Annotated in this window: 12 protein-coding genes; 7 read left to right on the forward strand and 5 right to left on the reverse strand. The window is 69.2% G+C overall.

The window, feature by feature from the left end:
* Positions 1 to 44: 44 nt before the first annotated feature.
* Both J5X86_RS32170 and J5X86_RS32175 read right to left on the reverse strand, forming a co-directional pair.
* Positions 45 to 953 (reverse strand): PDR/VanB family oxidoreductase, encoded by a 909-nt coding sequence (locus tag J5X86_RS32170; RefSeq protein WP_208520217.1) that lies wholly within the window; start codon positions 951 to 953, stop codon positions 45 to 47.
* A 22-nt stretch (positions 954 to 975) separates the two neighbouring features.
* Complete coding sequence (locus J5X86_RS32175; RefSeq protein ID WP_208520218.1) at positions 976 to 1,605, reverse strand: MSMEG_1061 family FMN-dependent PPOX-type flavoprotein; 630 nt, start codon at positions 1,603 to 1,605, stop codon at positions 976 to 978.
* Between the two features lie 172 nt (positions 1,606 to 1,777).
* Between J5X86_RS32175 and J5X86_RS32180 the strand changes: the two genes are divergently transcribed.
* The gene (locus tag J5X86_RS32180; RefSeq protein ID WP_208520219.1) at positions 1,778 to 2,437 is read left to right on the forward strand and encodes a TetR/AcrR family transcriptional regulator; all 660 of its coding nucleotides are present in this window, start codon (positions 1,778 to 1,780) and stop codon (positions 2,435 to 2,437) included.
* A gap of 82 nt (positions 2,438 to 2,519) precedes the next feature.
* On the opposite strand, the gene asnB is transcribed toward J5X86_RS32180, so the two are convergent.
* A complete protein-coding gene (gene asnB / locus J5X86_RS32185) occupies positions 2,520 to 4,352 on the reverse strand; it encodes an asparagine synthase (glutamine-hydrolyzing) (protein WP_208520278.1) in 1,833 nt (610 codons plus the stop codon).
* Positions 4,353 to 4,731: 379 nt separating this feature from the next.
* Between asnB and J5X86_RS32190 the strand changes: the two genes are divergently transcribed.
* Positions 4,732 to 6,186: a glyceraldehyde-3-phosphate dehydrogenase gene (locus tag J5X86_RS32190; RefSeq protein ID WP_208520220.1), complete on the forward strand. Its 1,455-nt coding sequence runs from the start codon at positions 4,732 to 4,734 to the stop codon at positions 6,184 to 6,186.
* Positions 6,187 to 6,238: 52 nt separating this feature from the next.
* Here J5X86_RS32190 and J5X86_RS32195 read toward each other — a convergent pair whose 3' ends face one another.
* Positions 6,239 to 7,474, reverse strand: a complete 1,236-nt coding sequence (locus J5X86_RS32195) for an ROK family protein (protein WP_208520221.1) — start codon at positions 7,472 to 7,474, stop codon at positions 6,239 to 6,241.
* Positions 7,475 to 7,696: 222 nt separating this feature from the next.
* Between J5X86_RS32195 and J5X86_RS32200 the strand changes: the two genes are divergently transcribed.
* The gene (locus tag J5X86_RS32200) at positions 7,697 to 8,848 is read left to right on the forward strand and encodes a Gfo/Idh/MocA family protein (protein ID WP_208520222.1); all 1,152 of its coding nucleotides are present in this window, start codon (positions 7,697 to 7,699) and stop codon (positions 8,846 to 8,848) included.
* Complete coding sequence (locus tag J5X86_RS32205; RefSeq protein ID WP_208520223.1) at positions 8,845 to 9,765, forward strand: sugar phosphate isomerase/epimerase; 921 nt, start codon at positions 8,845 to 8,847, stop codon at positions 9,763 to 9,765. The genes J5X86_RS32200 and J5X86_RS32205 overlap by 4 nt, the downstream gene beginning before the upstream one ends.
* Before the next feature lie 286 nt (positions 9,766 to 10,051).
* Here J5X86_RS32205 and J5X86_RS32210 read toward each other — a convergent pair whose 3' ends face one another.
* Positions 10,052 to 11,056, reverse strand: a complete 1,005-nt coding sequence (locus J5X86_RS32210) for an amino acid ABC transporter permease (RefSeq protein WP_208520224.1) — start codon at positions 11,054 to 11,056, stop codon at positions 10,052 to 10,054.
* A gap of 670 nt (positions 11,057 to 11,726) precedes the next feature.
* On the opposite strand from J5X86_RS32210, the gene J5X86_RS32215 reads away from it, so the two are divergent.
* From J5X86_RS32215 to J5X86_RS32225, 3 genes are all read left to right on the forward strand, one after another.
* A complete protein-coding gene (locus tag J5X86_RS32215) occupies positions 11,727 to 12,863 on the forward strand; it encodes an LLM class flavin-dependent oxidoreductase (protein ID WP_208520225.1) in 1,137 nt (378 codons plus the stop codon).
* 70 nt (positions 12,864 to 12,933) lie between these two features.
* Positions 12,934 to 13,896: an ABC transporter substrate-binding protein gene (locus tag J5X86_RS32220; RefSeq protein ID WP_208520226.1), complete on the forward strand. Its 963-nt coding sequence runs from the start codon at positions 12,934 to 12,936 to the stop codon at positions 13,894 to 13,896.
* Between the two features lie 220 nt (positions 13,897 to 14,116).
* The gene (locus J5X86_RS32225) at positions 14,117 to 16,834 is read left to right on the forward strand and encodes a family 78 glycoside hydrolase catalytic domain (protein WP_208520227.1); all 2,718 of its coding nucleotides are present in this window, start codon (positions 14,117 to 14,119) and stop codon (positions 16,832 to 16,834) included.

Below are 16,834 nucleotides of genomic sequence, written 5' to 3' on the forward strand. Positions count from 1 at the left end.
GCACGTCTTTCCTCGCCTTCCGTTCGAGTCCGCTCGCCGTGGGGTCACAGGTCCACGACGAGCCGCGGGGACAGGGCGCGGGACACACAGGCGTACATCCGGCCCGCGGGGGCGCCGATGTCGTCGCGGTGCTCGGGCTCGCCGTCGACGACGGCGAGTTCGCAACTGCCGCAGACCCCTTCGCGGCATCCGGACGCCACGGGATATCCGGCGTGGGTCAGGGCGTCCAGCAGCGACTCGTCGGGCGGCACCTGAACCGTCTGCCCCGACCGCGCGCACACCGCCTCGAACGCCGTGTTGGGGGCGAACGACCTGGGCACCGGGCGGAACCGCTCCGCGTGCAGCCGTCCGGCCGGGAACGCGGCCTCGGCCGCGGCGAGCATCGGTCCGGGGCCGCAGGCATAGACCACGGCGCCGGGGCTCAGCGCGGCTCCCAGTGCGGCGAAGTCCGGCCTGCCCCGCTCTCGGGTGGCGACGATCCGTACCCGATCGCCGTAGGAGGAGCGCAGTTCATCGGCGAAGGGCATGGACGCGACCGACTGTCCCACGTACACGAGCGACGCCGGGACGCCCGAGGCGACCGCCGCCCGCAGCATCGGCAGGATCGGGGTGATGCCGATCCCGCCGGCGAGGAAGAGATACTCCGGCGCGGGGAGGAGCGGGAAATGGTTCCGCGGCAGCGACACGTCGAGACCGCGGCCCTGGCGCAGAAACCGGTGGATGTACTCCGAACCGCCCCGGCTGAGGCGGTCGTGCCGCACCGCGACGCGATACGACTCCCGGTCCGCCGGGTCGCCGCACAGCGAATACTGCCGGGTCAGCCAGTTCGGCAGGGCCAGGTCGATATGGGCCCCCGGCTCCCAGGGCGCCAGCGGACCGGTGGCGCCTCGCAGGACGAGGGATACGACGTCTTCGGCGACCTGCTCGATGGCGCCGACGATGGTCTGTTGCATCGTGATTCACCTTGTGCCGTGGTCAGTAGAGTTTCCGGTAGCCCTCTTCGAGAGCGTGTGTGAGCGCCATCGGATCGATGTCCACCCCGAATTGGGCGGCGGCGACCTCACCGGCCGACGGCATCTCGTCGGCCAGGGCCTGGCTCGCGGGGTCCCACAGCCGGGAGCGGATGAGCGCGCGACCACAGTGGAAGTACGCCTCCGCCACCTCGACGACGATCGCCAGCACCGGATCCTTGGCTTCGGTCTGCATCCGGGCGAGCACATCGGGGTCGTCGGTGGGGTAGGCGCGGCCGTTGACCCGCAAGGTCTCCCGCAGCCCGGGGATGAGGAAGAGCAGCCCGACCCCGTCGTTCTCGGCGAGATTGCGGAAGGAGTCGGCGATCTTGTTGCCGGGGCGGTCGGGAATCGCGAGCGTATGGCCGTCGAGGACCTTCACGAAGCCCGGGTAGTCGCCACGGGGCGAGCAGTCGGCGCGCCCCGCCGCGTCCGCCGTGGCCAGGGTCAGGAAGGGGGAATGCGCGATGAAGAAGCGGAAGTGCTCGTCGATATGGTCCAGCTTCTTGCCCTTGACCATGGCTTCGGGCTCCCCGAGCAGGGCGTGGACCTCGGCCGGCGACACCCGCCGGGGGCGGGTGCTGGTCTGCGTCACGATGACTCCTTCCGGGAGGGGTGGAGCGGCGGGCGCGCGAGGGCCGTGCCGGTCGCCTCCCGCTCCCTGCCGACGACGGTGGTTCACCGCTCCGCCGCAGTTCATGGCACCATTGTGAGTAATTACTCAGGTCTTGCGCCACTCGCTTTCCAGGCGCCGTCCAGGAGGTGTCATGACGACAGGCCGTCGCGGACTTCAGCCACGTAAACAGCCACGCCAGGCCCGCGCCGAGCTCACCCGGCAGCGCATCCTCACGGCGGCTGCTCACGTTTTCGCCGAATACGGCTACGCCGCCGGGACCACCAACCGCATCGCCGAGCACGCACGGATCTCGATCGGCTCGCTGTACCAGTACTACCCGAACAAGGATGCGATCCTGGCCGAGCTGGTGACCCGTCACCTCGATGCCGGGGCGGCCGCCATCCGCGACCGCCAGGACGAGGAGGAGCCCGATTCCCTCGAGGAGATCCTCCGTGGTTTCGCGCGCACCGTGATCGAGAACCACCTCGACGACCCTCAGCTGCTCCGCGTCATGGGCGAACAGGCCCCCCGCTCCCCGGAGTTGTTCGAGAAGGTCGCCCGCCAGGAGCGGGAGCGGGTCGCCTACACCCAGGACTTGCTCGAGCGCCATCCCGAGGTCCGGGTCGAGGACACCTACGTCGCCGCCCGGCTCACCGTGTCCACGATCGAGCTCGTCGTCCATGTGCTCATCGCGGCGCCCGAGTCGATCGACACCACCCGGCTGGAGAACGAACTCGTCGCGATGCTCACCCGCTATCTCACGGCCGCGCCGTCCGGGGCCACGGAACCTCCGGCGCGCAAGGGCGTCTGATGCGAGGCCACCGGGACGACGGACGGGGACCTGGTGGGCCAGGTCCCCGTCCGTCTCTCCCGGTGCGGTCGAACCGCGGGTGTCAGTCGAGCGTGATGGTGGGCTTGCGCAGGTCCATCCACGTCGCCAGGTCGAGGGCGCGTTCGATGATGGCGCGCTGCTGGGTGGTGATGTCCTCCGCCGGTGCGGCGATCGCCTCCTTCAGCGTCTCGGCCCGGCACAGTTCGAGGGCCTGGTGCCCCGAGGTGATGAGGTCGCCCGCCTGCTGCTTGATGGCGGAGAGATAGGCGGGGTCGAAGCTGCCGGGGTAACCGCTCTTCTTGCGGTTGGCCACGGACTCGGGCAGCACATCGCGGGTGGCCTCGCGCAGGATGCTCTTCTCCCGCCCGTCGAATGTCTTCAGCGACCAGGGGGTGTTGAAGACGTAGGAGACCAGGCGGTGGTCGCAGAACGGCACCCTGACCTCCAGGCCGACGGCCATGCTCATCCGGTCCTTGCGGTCGAGCAGGGTGTTGACCATGCGGGTGAGATGCAGGTAGCAGACCTGGCGCATGCGCTTCTCCAGGCCGGTCTCACCGTCCTTGAGGGGGACTTCGTCCAGGGCGCTGAGGTAGTGGTCACGGAGGTAGGTGTCCAGGTCGAGCTTCTCGGTGAGGTCCTGGGACAGCAGGCTCTTGGTGTCGCCGAGCGTCAGTCCTCCGGCGAGCCACGGGAAGGTGTCGGCCTCGCGCCGCTCGTCGTGGAACCACGGGTAGCCGCCGAAGACCTCGTCCGCCGACTCGCCCGACAGGGCCACGGTCGACTGTTCACGAACGGCCTTGAACAGCAGGTAGAGCGAGTTGTCCCGGTCGCCGAGCCCGGTGGGCAGATCCCTGGCCGCGATGGCCGCCTGCCGCACGGCAGGATCGGACAGGGCGGAGCCGTCGAGCATGATGTCCCGGTGGTCGCATTTCACATGCTCGGCCACGGCGTGCACATACGGGGTGTCCACGCTGGGCGCCACGTCGATCGCGCGGAAGTTCTCCGCCTGCCCGGGGAAGTCCACGGCGAAGCTGCGGACGGTCTCGCCGTGTTCGCCGAGCTTGCGGGCGGCCAGCGAGGTCATCGCCGAGGAGTCGAGCCCCCCGGAGAGCAAGGTGCAGCGGGGCACGTCGGCGACGAGCTGCCGGGCGATGATGTCCTCCAGCAGCTCCCGCACATGGGCGACGGTCGCGTCCTGGTCATCGGTGTGCTCGGAGACCTCCAGGCGCCAGTACGCCTGCTCGCGAAGTCCATTGCGGTCGACGACGGCGATGTGGCCGGGGCGCAGCTCCTTCATGCCCTTCCAGATCGCATGCCCCGGTGTCTTGGCGAACGAGAAGATCTCCCGCAGCCCGTCGACGCCGACCTCGGGGGCGGCGAGCGGGTTGGCGAGGATGGCCTTGGGCTCGGATCCGAAGAGGACGCCGTCGTCGGTCTCGTAGTAGTAGAACGGCTTGATGCCCATCCGGTCCCGGACCATCACCAGTTTCTCGGTGCGGGAGTCCCAGATGGCGAAGGCGTACATGCCGTTCAGCTTCTCGGTGAGGGATTCGCCCCACTCCACGTAGCCGCGCAGGACGACCTCGGTGTCGGAGTCGGTGGTGAAGCCATGGCCCCTGCGGCGCAGTTCGTCGCGCAGCTCGGTGAAGTTGTACGCCTCACCGGAGTAGACCATGCTCACGGGACCGTCGGCGGTGTCGACGGTCATGGGCTGTGCCCCGCCGGGCAGGTCGATGACGGCCAGCCTGCGGTGGCCGAGCGCAGCCTTGCCGGTCACCCACGCTCCGGCCGCGTCCGGGCCTCGGCAGGCCATCGTCTCCGTCATGGCGTCGAGGACCTGGCGATGGGAGGTCAGATCGCGGCGGTAGGAAACCCAGCCGGTGATGCCGCACACAGTGATCATCCCTTTCACTCAGCAGAGATGGTTGCCTGTGAAAACCATCTACCTCTCCGGAGGCGGACCGCTACCGGGCGCTGTTCCCTGGGGGAGTGGTATTTCTCACTGGTAAATTCCTGTTAATGGTAAGTTTCGCGATGGCCGCTGGCCGAAAAGCGTCGCCCACTAAATTCCCATTTTACAGCCGATATCCACGTCGCAATTCATAAGCGAAACACCGGCCGTATACGAAAGAGTCCGGGCCCGGTGAGCTGAGGCACCGTCACTCGCGGCCGTTCCTCTGCGGGCTCCTCCCTGGTCGCCGTCGGGGGTGCCGGGTACCTCCGTGACCTGGGGGGTTACCATATGAGCGCCACCTAGCTCGAAAGATGGATTTGTGACTCTCAACGAGGACTCGTTCACCAACTGGAAGCACCGCGAGGAGATCGCGGAGTCGATGATCCCCGTCATCGGGAAGCTGCATCGGGAGCGGGACGTCACGGTCCTGCTGCACAGCCGCTCCTTGGTGAACAAGTCGGTCGTCAGCATCCTCAAGACCCACCGATTCGCCCGCCAGATCGCCGGTGCGGAACTCTCGGTCACCGACACCCTGCCCTTCCTGCAGGCGCTCACCGCGCTCGACCTCGGGCCCTCCCAGATCGACATCGGCATGCTCGCCGAGACGCACCGGGCCGATGACCGCGGTCTGTCGGTGGAGGAGTTCACCGCCGAGGCCGTCGCCGGTGCCACGGGTGCCAACAAGATCGAGTGCCGTGAGGGGCGCGATGTCGTCCTCTACGGGTTCGGCCGCATCGGCCGCCTCGTCGCCCGCCTGCTCATCGAGAAGGCCGGGTCCGGCAACGGCCTGCGGCTGCGCGCCATCGTCGTCCGCGGGAGCGGCGGCCGGGCCGGTGAGGATCTCGTCAAGCGCGCCTCGCTGCTGCGCCGCGACTCCATCCACGGCCAGTTCCAGGGCACGATCACCGTTGACGAGGCGAACAGCACGATCATCGCCAATGGCAACGAGATCAAGGTGATCTACGCCGACGACCCGACGTCGGTGGACTACACGGCGTACGGCATCAAGGACGCCATCCTCATCGACAACACCGGCAAGTGGCGCGATCGCGAAGGGCTGTCGAAGCATCTGCGCCCCGGTATCGACAAGGTGGTGCTGACCGCGCCGGGCAAGGGCGATGTGCCCAACGTCGTCCATGGCGTCAACCACGACACGATCAAGCCGGACGAGCAGATCCTCTCCTGCGCGTCCTGCACCACCAACGCGATCGTCCCGCCGCTGAAGGCGATGGCGGACGAGTACGGCGTCCTGCGCGGCCACGTGGAGACCGTCCACTCGTTCACCAACGACCAGAACCTGCTGGACAATTACCACAAGTCCGACCGCCGTGGCCGCTCGGCGCCGCTCAACATGGTCATCACCGAGACCGGTGCCGCCTCCGCCGTCGCGAAGGCTCTGCCCGATCTCGAGGCGAAGATCACCGGCAGCTCGATCCGCGTCCCGGTGCCGGACGTCTCGATCGCCATCCTCAACCTGCAACTCGCGCGCGAGACCAGCCGCGAGGAGGTCCTGGACTATCTGCGCGATGTGTCCCTGACCTCGCCGCTCAAGCGCCAGATCGACTTCACCAGCGCTCCCGACGCGGTCTCCAACGACTTCATCGGCTCGCGCCACGCCTCGATCGTCGACGCCGGTGCCACCAAGGTCGAGGGCGACAACGCGATCCTCTACCTCTGGTACGACAACGAGTTCGGCTACTCCTGCCAGGTCATCCGCGTCGTCCAGTACGTCTCCGGGGTGGAGTACCCGACCTACCCGGCCCCGGTGGTCTGACGCCCGGCCGGCGACGGCCTCGGCGGGGTCGGCGGGCTTCCCGCCGGCCCGCCTATCCCCCCGCTCCGGGCTCGTCGGCCAGCAGCCGTGCGACGCCCGCCGGTCCGAAGACGTCCCGCGTGGCGAGGGCGATCCCACCGTGGAGCCCGGAGCGGCCCTTGAGCTGTGTCGCGGTGATGGTCAGCTTGCGGGTGGCCAGGGGGAGGGCGCGCTGGTACACGGCGGCTCGTACGGCGGAGACGAGGTCGTCGCGGAGTTCGCTCAGCGGACCGGCCAGGATGATGCTGCGCGGATTGAACAGGTGGACCAGTACGGCGACCACCTCCCCGACCTCCGTGGCCGCCTGGCGTACGGCATGCAGTGCGGCCGGGTCGCTGTCGGCGACGCGCTGGGCGAGCACCCGGGTGCCGTGCAGAGGGTCGTCGTCGGTCGACTCGGGGATGCCGAGGCCGCGCAGGACGGCGCGGTGCGAGGCGATCGCCCCGACGCAGCCGACGTTGCCGCAGACACACAGGACGTTGCCCCCGCTGACGGCCCGGGTGTGGCCGATGTCGCCGGCGGCTCCGTCGGCGCCGCGGTACACATCGCCGCCCGCGGTGACGAGGCCCGCCCCGATACCGCTTGCGATCTTGATGCAGAGCAGGGGAGTCTCCGCCCCGCCCTGTTCGGCCTCGCCCAGGGCCATCAGATTGACGTCGTTGTCCACCACGACCGGGGCGCGGAAGCGTTCCCGGAGGTGCTCGGCGACGGGGTAGCCGTCCCAGCCGGGCATGCCGGTCGGCTGTACCGCGCAACCCTGCTGGAAGTCCACCGGACCGGGCAGGCCGACGACCACCTCACGCACCCGGCCGGGCTCGCGGTCGTACTCCGCCAGCAGCCCTCGCAGCAGTTCGGAGACCGCGTCCAGCACGATCCGCGGGCCCGCGTCGATCCGGACGGCGACCGTGTCCTGTGCGATCAGCCGCCTGCTGAGATCGGCGATGGCCAGGTGGGAGGCGGTGGTGTCGACGTCCACGGCGACGACGGTGCCGGCCTGTGGGCTGATCGTCAGCACCCGGGGCGGTCGTCCGCGGACGGACCGTCTGGACTCGACCTCCTGCAGGATGCCGTTGCCGACGAGATTCTCCACCTGCTGGCCCACGGTCGACCGGGCCAGGCCGCTGCGCCGCGCGAGTTCCGCGCGGTTGGTCGCATCCCCGGAGATCACAAGCCCCAGCACCCGGCGCAGCGCGAGGGGGACCGATGCGGGGGCACCTGATTCCTCCGCCCAGCCGTCGTCTTTATGCATTCGAGTGACCGTAATGTTGCTCCCTTGGGTCCGTCAACGATTCTCCCCTCACGCCTTGTTCTTCAGGTGTTTCCAGCGGTGCGTGCGCAGAAAATTTGGCCATTTTTAGGTCTTGAAAAAAATTAAATATGCTGTCTTGTGCTTGCTGCCAGAACTAAACCAAGGTGATGCACAGCGCGGCGTCGGACCGCGATCGGCGGTTGGACGACGGAGGTGCATCAGATGAATGGTCCGCTTCGAGCGGTGGTTTCAGGTGCCGGGATGATCGGTGCCGTGCACGCGGCCGCGATCCGTGCGAGCGGCGGAGAGCTCGCCGGAGTGGTGGCCTCGACTCCCGAGCGCAGTGCGCGAGTCGCCGAGGAGTGGAACGTGCCCGGCCGCTACCCCGGCTTCGAGGCGGTGCTCGCCGACGACAGCGTATCGGTCGTCCATGTGTGCACCCCGAACGCACTGCATATCGGCCAGGCCGAGGCGGCGCTGCGCGCGGGCAAGCATGTGATCTGCGAGAAGCCGCTCGCCACCTCGGCCGCCGACGCGCAGCGGCTGACGAGCCTGGCGCAGGAGACGGGGCTGGTGCTCGCGGTCCCCTTCGTCTACCGCTATCACCCGCTCGTCCGGGAGCTCAGGGACCGGCGGCTGCGTGGCGAATTCGGTGCCTGGCAGCTGCTCCACGGCAGCTATCTGCAGGACTGGATGCTGTCCGAGGAGGCCATGTCCTGGCGGGTCGATCCGGCCGACGGCGGCCCGTCCCGGGCGTTCGCGGACATCGGATCCCATTGGTGCGACCTCGTGGAGTGGGTCGCCGGAGTCCGCTTCACCGAACTCACCGCGAGGCTCGGCACCACCGTTCCCACCCGGCCCGCCGGCACGGGCGCGAGCTTCGCGACCAGGGGTGGGGGCCCACGGGTGCGGGTGCGTACCGAGGATGTGGCGACCGTACTGCTGCGCACCGACGGCGGCGCCCTGGCCACGCTCACGGTTTCCCAGGTGTCGGCCGGCCGCAAGAACCGGCTGTGGTTCGAGCTGGACGGCGCGCTCGGCAGCGCGGTCTTCGACCAGGAGAATCCCGAGACCGTATGGCTCGGCGCGCCGGACGGAGCGCGGGTGCTGTTCCGGGACCCGGACCAGGGATCGGCCGAGCAGCGACGGCTCTCACGGCTTCCCGCCGGCCACGCCCAGGGCTACGCCGAATGCTTCAACTCCTTTGTCGCCGACGCCTATGCGGCGATCCGCGGGGATGCGCCCGAGGGATTGCCCACCGGAGCGGACGGTGTCCGCTCGGCACGGATCGTCGAGGCCGTGCTGACCTCCTCCGCGTCATTGACCTGGACCGATGTCGACCCCACAGCCATAGCCCTGGAGGCCACCGCATGAAACTCGGCATGCTCACCGCCTGTCTGCCCCAGCTCTCCCTCGCCGAGATCGCCGCATGGGCGAGCGAGGCGGGATACCAGGCCCTGGAGGTCGCGGCCTGGCCACGCACCGGAGGCCGGGACTTCGAGGCCGCCCACCTGCCCGTGGCCGGTTTCGGCGAACGCGAGGCCGACGAGATCCGGGGCCTGTTCGAGCGCCACCGCCTCGACCTCTCGGCCCTGGCGTACTACGAGAACAACCTCCACCCCGACCCTGCGCGCCGCGCGGAGATCCACGCCCATCTCAAGGCGGTCATCGACACCGCGGCGGCCCTCGACGTCCCGTACGTGGGCACCTTCGTGGGCCGCGACTGGACCCGGCCGGTGGCGCCCAATCTGGAAGAGGCCGAGCAGGTCTTCCCCGAACTCGTCGAGTACGCGGGGGAGAGGGACGTCCGCCTCATCATCGAGAACTGTGTGATGGAGGGCTGGCACCCGGACGGCTATCCGGGCAACCTCGCCTATTCGCCCGAGCTGTGGGAGTGGATGTTCTCCCTCGGGCTGTATCTGAACTGGGATCCGTCGCATCTGACGTGGATCGGTGTCGATCCGGTGCGGACCATCGCACCCTACGCGGACCGGATCGTGCACGCCCAGGCCAAGGACCTCCAGATCCTCCCCGGAAAGGTGGACCGCTACGGGTTCTTCGGCAAGGCGGTCCAGCGGGAGGACCCGTGGGACACCGGCTGGTGGCGCTACCGCGTGCCCGGCCGGGGCCAGGTCGACTGGAGCGCCGTCGTGGACGCCCTCTACGAGCACGGATTCACCGGGACCCTCTCGGTCGAGCACGAGGACCCGGTGTGGGGCGGCACCGAGGAGAAGGTCAAGACCGGCCTGGAGATCGCCCACCGCACCCTGCGCCCGCTGATCGTCGCCTGACGACCGCTTGCCGCTTCCCGGAGCTCGACGTGATCCGGGACGCCCGGGTGAGAGCCATCGGCACGATCACGCATGCCGTCCCGATGGGCTCCCACAGCGTGCTCTTCGTCGACATCGAGCGGATCCGCACCCACTCGGGCGGGCAGAGCCTCGTCTACTTCAACCGCGCGTTCCACCGTCTCGACGCCACACCCCTGGTGCCGGAAGGCACCGGTCCTGAACCGGGCGACGCGGTGGGGTGCCGCATGGGCCCGTCCAGCCCTCGTGGCCGGACGGGCCCACGGCGTCAGACGCCGGTCTTGGCTGTCGTCGCGCGCGACCGGGCGCGCGGGACGGCGGCCGCACGGGCGCGCAGCCGTTGCAGCGGGGTGGGCGGCAGTGCCCGCGCGGCCCCCCGCGCGTAGTACCGCTCGACGTAGAACTGTCCCGCGCTCAGCACGGTGGTGACCGCGATGTACCAGAGGGTGGCCACCATGAGCAGCGGGATGACCTGGTAGGTCTGGTTGTAGACCAGCTGCACCGAGTACAGCAGGTCGTGCACGGCCAGCACGCTGACGATGCTGGTGCCCTTGAGCGTGCCGATCAGCATGTTTCCGGCGGTCGGCACGATGGAACGCATCGCCTGCGGAATGACGATCCGGCGCAGTGTGCGCCGTTTGCTGAGCCCGAGTGCCTGGGCGGCCTCGGTCTGGCCGGAGTCCACGGACAGGATGCCGCCGCGTATCACCTCGGTGGCGTAGGCGGCCTCGTGCAGGGTCAGCCCGATGACGGCGGTGAGGGTGGGGCCGAGCAGGTTGACCGTCTTGACGGTGACGAACTGCGGGCCGAAGGGGACGCCGAGGCCGAGTGTCGGGTACAGAGCGCCGATGTTGAACCAGAACAGCAGCTGCACCAGCAGCGGCGTGGAGCGGAAGATCCACACATAGCCCCAACTCAGGGTGGACAGCACGGGGTTGGTGGACAGCCGCATCACCGCCAGCGGGATGCCGAGCAGGAAACCGAGCACCATCACCGCGCCGGTCAGCCACAGGGTCAGCAGCAGTCCGTCGAGCACGGCGCTGGTGGTGAAGTACCGGCCCACCACGTCCCACTGGAAAGCGTCATTGCGCACAACGGAGTTGACCACCATCGCGAAGACCAGCAGCGCGGCGGTGGCGGTCAGCCAGCGGCCGATGCGTCGGCGCGGCACGATCCGCGGCAGGTCGCCGGGACCGGGGGCGCCCGTCTCGGGGCGTTTGTCGACGGGAACGGGCACCGCGTCGGGAGCGGTGGTACGGGAAGGCGTGGCCATCGGGAGGCTCTCCGGGTGAGGGGGCACGGGCGTCGGCGACAGCCCGGTGGCACGCGCACACGGGCACCCGAGAAGGCGGTACGCGGGTACGGTGCGGCCGGGCTCGGCGTCATCACGCTCACCGCGTCCCTCAACGCGGCCGGACGGGGCTCCGCGCGCGGCGGGCCCGTCCGTCATCGATCGTAAGTACCCAGCGCATGCATCTGTCAAGAACACGTGGGAACCGGTGAACACGTGGGAGCCGGTCAACGCCGGTCCGGTATGCGGGCGGTGGTTGACGAGAAGCGTTGTGTACTGCCTAATTGCTCCCATGAATACCGAGCAGCGCCTGGTCACCCGTGGCCACATCGACTTCGGCCGGGTGTGGTCGGCCGCTTGTTGCGCCTGACTCGGCAGCGGGCTGTCTGACCGGCCCTTCCCTCCCTCGGTGACCCCGTCGCGGGCCGAGCTCTCTCGTCGTATCACCGCCGTACGCGGGCGCTGACCCGCGTACGGACACGGCCCTGCGAGCGCCCGGACACACGCTGCCGCCACCCCTTCTCCCGACGCCCCGGCGTCGTCACGCCTGCTCCAGCCAGTGGCATTTCCCCGCTGCCGTCACGTACGGCCATGCGAAGGCCGTTCCGGCCTGTCCGCGTGCTCCCCCCTGTCCTCCCGAAAGGCCATTCCCATGCCCGTGGAATTCCTCGGCATCGCCGCGACCCATGACGGTTCCGAGACCACCGCGCGCTCCGCCGGCGCATTCGACAAGGAGTACACGCTCCGGCTTGCCAGGGCCCACGAGGACCATGGCTGGGACCGGGTGCTGTTCGCCTACGGATCCGGATCGCCCGACCCCGCGCCGGCCGCCGCGTATATCGCGAGCAGGCTGGACAGGCTCCAGATCCTGCTCGCCCACCGGCCCAACGTTTCGTATCCGACCTTCGCGGCCAAGACCTTCGCCACTCTCGACCAGATCAGCGAGGGGCGGCTGACCGTGCACTTCATCACCGGCGGCAACGACCACGAGCAGGGCCGTGAGGGCGACACGCTCACCAAGGACCAGCGCTACGCCCGCACCCGCGAGTACATCCAGATCGTCAGGAAGATCTGGACCACTCACGAGCCCTTCGACCACGAGGGCGAGCACTACCGCTTCCATGACTTCGTCAGTGACGTGTTCCCGGCCCAACAGCCCCGCCCGGACATCTCGTTCGGCGGATCGTCCCCCGCCGCGTACGCCGCGGGAGGCGCCGAGGCCGACATCTACTGCCTGTGGGGCGAGCCCCTGGAGAAGACCGCCGAGCAGATCGAGGCGGTGAAGGCCGCCGCGAAGGCCGCGGGCCGTACCGACGTCCCGCGCATCCAGGTGGCGTTCCGTCCCATCATCGCCCCGACCGAGGAACTGGCCTGGGAGAAGGCCCGCCGCACGGTGGGCGCGATCGAGACCCGCAAGGCGAGCGGCGAGTCGGTCACCAGGCGCCACACCGGGCAAGCACACCCGCAGAACTCCGGCTCACAGCGGCTGATCGCCATCGCCGAGGCGGGGGAGCGCTACGACCGCGCGCTGTGGACCCCGACCGCCGCGGCGACCGGTGGGGCGGGCAACTCCAACGCCCTGGTCGGCACCCCCGAGACGGTCGCCCAGGCCCTCCTCGACTACTACGACCTCGGCGTCGACATCCTCTCCGCCCGCGGCTACGACCTCCTGGGCGACGCCATCGATTTCGGCCGGCACGTGATCCCGGTCGTCCGTGAGGAGGTCGCCAAGCGTGATGCCGAGCGTGCGGCGCGTGGCGCGCAGAGCCTGGCCGCCGTGCGCGGATGACCTCCGTCGCACAGCCACACATGTATTCCCATCGCCGTCACCACGGCGCAGAACGGAAAGGCCCCCAGCTGTGAACAACCCCGGGACCAGAACCCGGCCGCGCATCGCCGCGCTGACGCTGCTGTCACTCCTGGCGCTGACCGCCTGCGGTGGCTCCGGTGGCACGGACGGCACAACGCCGGCGGGAGCCCAGGCCTCTCCCGCGCCCACCGACGACCCGGTCGCCGCCGTACGGAAGGTGGACTCCGTCGCCGCCCTGCTGCCCGCCGACGTCGCCAGGTCCGGCACCCTGAGGATAGGCAGCTCGATCGGGTTCCCGCCGGGCGCGTACTACCCGAACGGCCCGGACAAGAAGCCCGCGGGCCAGGACATCGACATCGCCGACGCGGTGGCCAAGGTGCTCGGCGTCAGGCTGGAACGCCAGGACGCCTCCTTCGAGACGATCCTGCCCGCCCTCGGCAGCGGCAAGTTCGACGTGGGCACCGGCAACTTCGGCGTGACCGCCGAGCGTCTGAAGACCATCGACTTCGTCACCTATATCAACGACGGCCAGGGCTTCGCGGTCAAGAAGGGCGGCACGGCGCTCAGCCGGAAGGTCACCGATCTGACCGAGCTGTGCGGGCTGACCATCGGCACCGGGGCCGGCACCACCTTCGAGGCGACCCTCACCCGGCAGAAGGGGGTGTGCGCCAAGGCCGGGAAGAAGCCGTACGACGTGAAGGTCTACGCGGAAAACGGAGCCGTCCTCACGGCCCTGCAGCAAGGCCGCATCGACGTCGTCATGTCCACCATCAACGGACTGCGCTACCAAGCCGCCCAGTCCGCCGCCCATACCTCCTTTCTCGGCGAGTACCACCGCCTCGACGTCGGTTTCGCCTTCAAGAAGGGCTCTCCGCTCACCCGCGCCTTCCAGGCCGCCGTCAACGAGTTGATCGAGAACGGCATGTACGCCCGGATCCTCAAGAAGTGGGGCACCAGCGCCTCCGCGATCGACGCGTCGCGGATCAACCCGCCCGAACACACCCAAGGGTGAGCAAGGAGCCGACGATGGGATCCTTACGGATTCTCCGTCGCCACATCGCCATCGCCATCGCCATCGCCACCGCCACCGCCTCGTCCGCCTCGTCCGGAGTCGGGCGCGCGGTGGGCCACTAGCCGCGCCTTGTCGGCGCTGCTATAACCAATGGCGTCTTGAATCGTTTTACTCCCTGGTGGTGGCAATCGGGCGATGCCCATGGCGAGAGGTGCTCGACGTGCTCCGACGCAGCAGTTCCGCACCGGCCCAAGGCGTCCTCGCACTCCTTGGCGCCGCCGCGCTCCTGGCCACGGCGCTGGTCACCGGCAACCCGGCTGCCGCCGTGGACAGCGGACTCCATGTCCGTGGCGCCACCGTCGATGGCCGGGCTGATCCGCTCGGAGTCGACGCCGCTCGCCCTCTGCTGGGATGGAAGCTGGACACCGAGTCGCGCAACGTCGTGCAGTCGGCCTACCGGATCCTGGTCTCCACGTCCGCCGGGCAGTTGGCGCACAACCACGGCAACGTCTGGGACAGCGGCAGACGACACTCCGACGAGTCCGTGGGGGTGCCCTACGGCGGTCGGCGGCTCGCGCCCCGCACCCGCTACTACTGGAAGGTTCGCGTCTGGGACGGCCAGGGCAGGGCGTCGACGTGGAGTGCCCCCTCCTCGTGGCAGACGGCGCTGCGCGCCCCCGAGGACTGGGCGGGTGCGCGATGGATCGGCCCGTCTGATCCGAAGGCCGGGGCTCCCCTGCTGCGCAAGGAGTTCTCCCTGGACAAGAAGGTGGCCGGCGCGCGTGCCTACGTGGCCGGTCTCGGCTTCCACGAGCTGCGGCTCAACGGTGCGAAGGTCGGCGACCGCGTCCTCGCCCCGGCGAACACGCCCTATGACCGGCGGGTGCTGTACGACACGTACGACGTGACCAACGCGCTGCGCAAGGGCGGCAACACCGTGGGGCTGTGGCTGGGCCACGGCTACGGGGAGAACTTCAGCCGGTACGGCTTCCGTTGGAACGGCCGGCGGCAGGCGGTCATGCTGCTCGACGTCACCTTCACCGACGGTACTCGGCGTCGCCTCACCACCGACCCGTCCTGGACGTGGTCCATCGGGCCGATCACCGCGGACGACCTGTACGACGGTGAGTCCTACGACGCCCGGAAGGAACAGGACGGCTGGGACGAGCCGGGCTTCGACGACCGTTCCTGGGACAGCGTGTCGATGGTCGATGCGCCGCAGGGCGCACTGCGGTCCAACACCATGCCGCCCGTCCGAGTGGTGAACACCCTGAGGCCGAGGAAGGTGACCGAGATCCGACCGGGCATCTACGTCTACGACTTCGGCCAGAACATCGCCGGCTGGGCGCGCCTGAGCGCCAAGGGCGAGAGCGGTACGCGCATCACCATGCGTACGGCCGAGGAGCTCAATGCCGATGGCTCGCTGGACACCGCCACCAATCGGGATGCCGCGGCGACCGACACCTTCACCCTCGCGGGGACGGGCCGCCGCGAGACCTATGAACCGCGCTTCACCTATCACGGCTTCCGCTACCTGGAGGTCGCCGGATCTCCCGGGACGGCGGACTTCGGGGACGTGCGCGCACGCGTCGTCCACGCGGATGTGGCTTCCACCGGCGCCTTCACCTCCTCCAGCGAGGATCTCAACCGCATCTGGAAGAACAACCGCTGGAGCATTCTCAACAACTCCATGAGCACGCCCACCGATACGCCGGTGCGCGACGAGCGCACCCCTCCGGCGATGGACGTCCAGGCATACCGGGACGCGGCGACGCGCGAATTCGGCATGGGTGGCTTCTACGCGAAGTATCTTCAGGACCTGCCGCCGGGCACCGCGCTGCCTTCCGACGACGTCAAGGCGCAGTACCCCGACATGGCAGGTGGTCAGGTCACCTTGGCCTGGACGCTGTACGAGCAGTACCGCGACCGGGACGTGCTGGAGACGGCCTATCCGGACATGAAGCGGTTCGTGGACCGCAATGCCACCGAGGTCCCCGGCCTCATCTGGCCCGCGGACAAGGGCTTCGGCGACTGGTGCCCGCCCGATCACGGGCCGCAGGCCAACGACGGCATGGGCAGCCCCACCGCCGGGGACTGCACCAGCGAGGTCTCCCTGGTCAACACCGCCCTCTCCTACCAGCAGGCTCGGGCCGCGGCGAAGGCCGCGGGAGTCCTCGGGCACCGGCGGGACGCGCGCCACTTCGAGTCCCTGGCAGGCCGCATCAAGAACGCGTTCAACGCGCACTTCCTCAACGAAGCCGGTGACACGTACGGCAGCGGACGCCAGGTGACCAGCATCCTCCCGCTGGCGTTCGGGCTGGTGCCCGCCGACAAGGTCGCCGATGTCGGCGACCAGCTCGCCCGGACCATCGTCGAGCACGACGCCCGGCACCTGGACACCGGCATCTTCGGCACCCGCTACCTGGTCGACGCGCTGGCCCCTATCGGGAGGATCGACTTGGCGATGACCATGCTTCACCAACGCACGTATCCCGGCTTCGGCTTCCAGCTCGCCAAGGGGGCCACCACCACCTGGGAACAGTGGCTCTACCGCTCTTCGATGGAAACCCACGATCACGCGATGTTCGCCGGTATCAACGCCTCGCTGTACACCGTTCTGTCGGGGATCCGGCCCACCGAGCCCGGGTACCGTACGATCGCTGTCGAGCCACGGATCCCCGGCTCCCTCGACCAGGTGTCCGCCTCACAGGAGACCGTGCGTGGTCGCGTCGCCGCCGGGTGGAAGAAGACAGGGGACACCCTGCGACTGACCGTCACCATCCCGGCCAACAGCCGCGCGGTGGTACGGGTGCCCCTGACGCACAAGGATGACCGGGTCCAGGCCCCGACCGACGTGCGGAAGATCCGGGCGACCGGCGAAGCGGTCTCGTACCGGGTCGGCTCCGGAACGTGGACGTTCACCGTTCACGCCCGGTGA

This window comes from Streptomyces sp. NEAU-YJ-81, from assembly GCF_017592595.1.
GTDB classification, from domain to species: Bacteria; Actinomycetota; Actinomycetes; order Streptomycetales; family Streptomycetaceae; genus Streptomyces; species Streptomyces hygroscopicus_B.

What these genes read in the sequence shown, in the direction of transcription:
- J5X86_RS32170 (WP_208520217.1), bottom strand. Translation starts at nt 953, where the DNA reads ATGCAACAGACCATCGTCGGCGCCATCGAGCAGGTCGCCGAAGACGTC.
- J5X86_RS32180 (WP_208520219.1), top strand. Translation starts at nt 1,778, where the DNA reads ATGACGACAGGCCGTCGCGGACTTCAGCCACGTAAACAGCCACGCCAG.
- J5X86_RS32195 (WP_208520221.1), bottom strand. Translation starts at nt 7,474, where the DNA reads ATGCATAAAGACGACGGCTGGGCGGAGGAATCAGGTGCCCCCGCATCG.
- J5X86_RS32200 (WP_208520222.1), top strand. Translation starts at nt 7,697, where the DNA reads ATGAATGGTCCGCTTCGAGCGGTGGTTTCAGGTGCCGGGATGATCGGT.
- J5X86_RS32205 (WP_208520223.1), top strand. Translation starts at nt 8,845, where the DNA reads ATGAAACTCGGCATGCTCACCGCCTGTCTGCCCCAGCTCTCCCTCGCC.
- J5X86_RS32210 (WP_208520224.1), bottom strand. Translation starts at nt 11,056, where the DNA reads ATGGCCACGCCTTCCCGTACCACCGCTCCCGACGCGGTGCCCGTTCCC.
- J5X86_RS32215 (WP_208520225.1), top strand. Translation starts at nt 11,727, where the DNA reads ATGCCCGTGGAATTCCTCGGCATCGCCGCGACCCATGACGGTTCCGAG.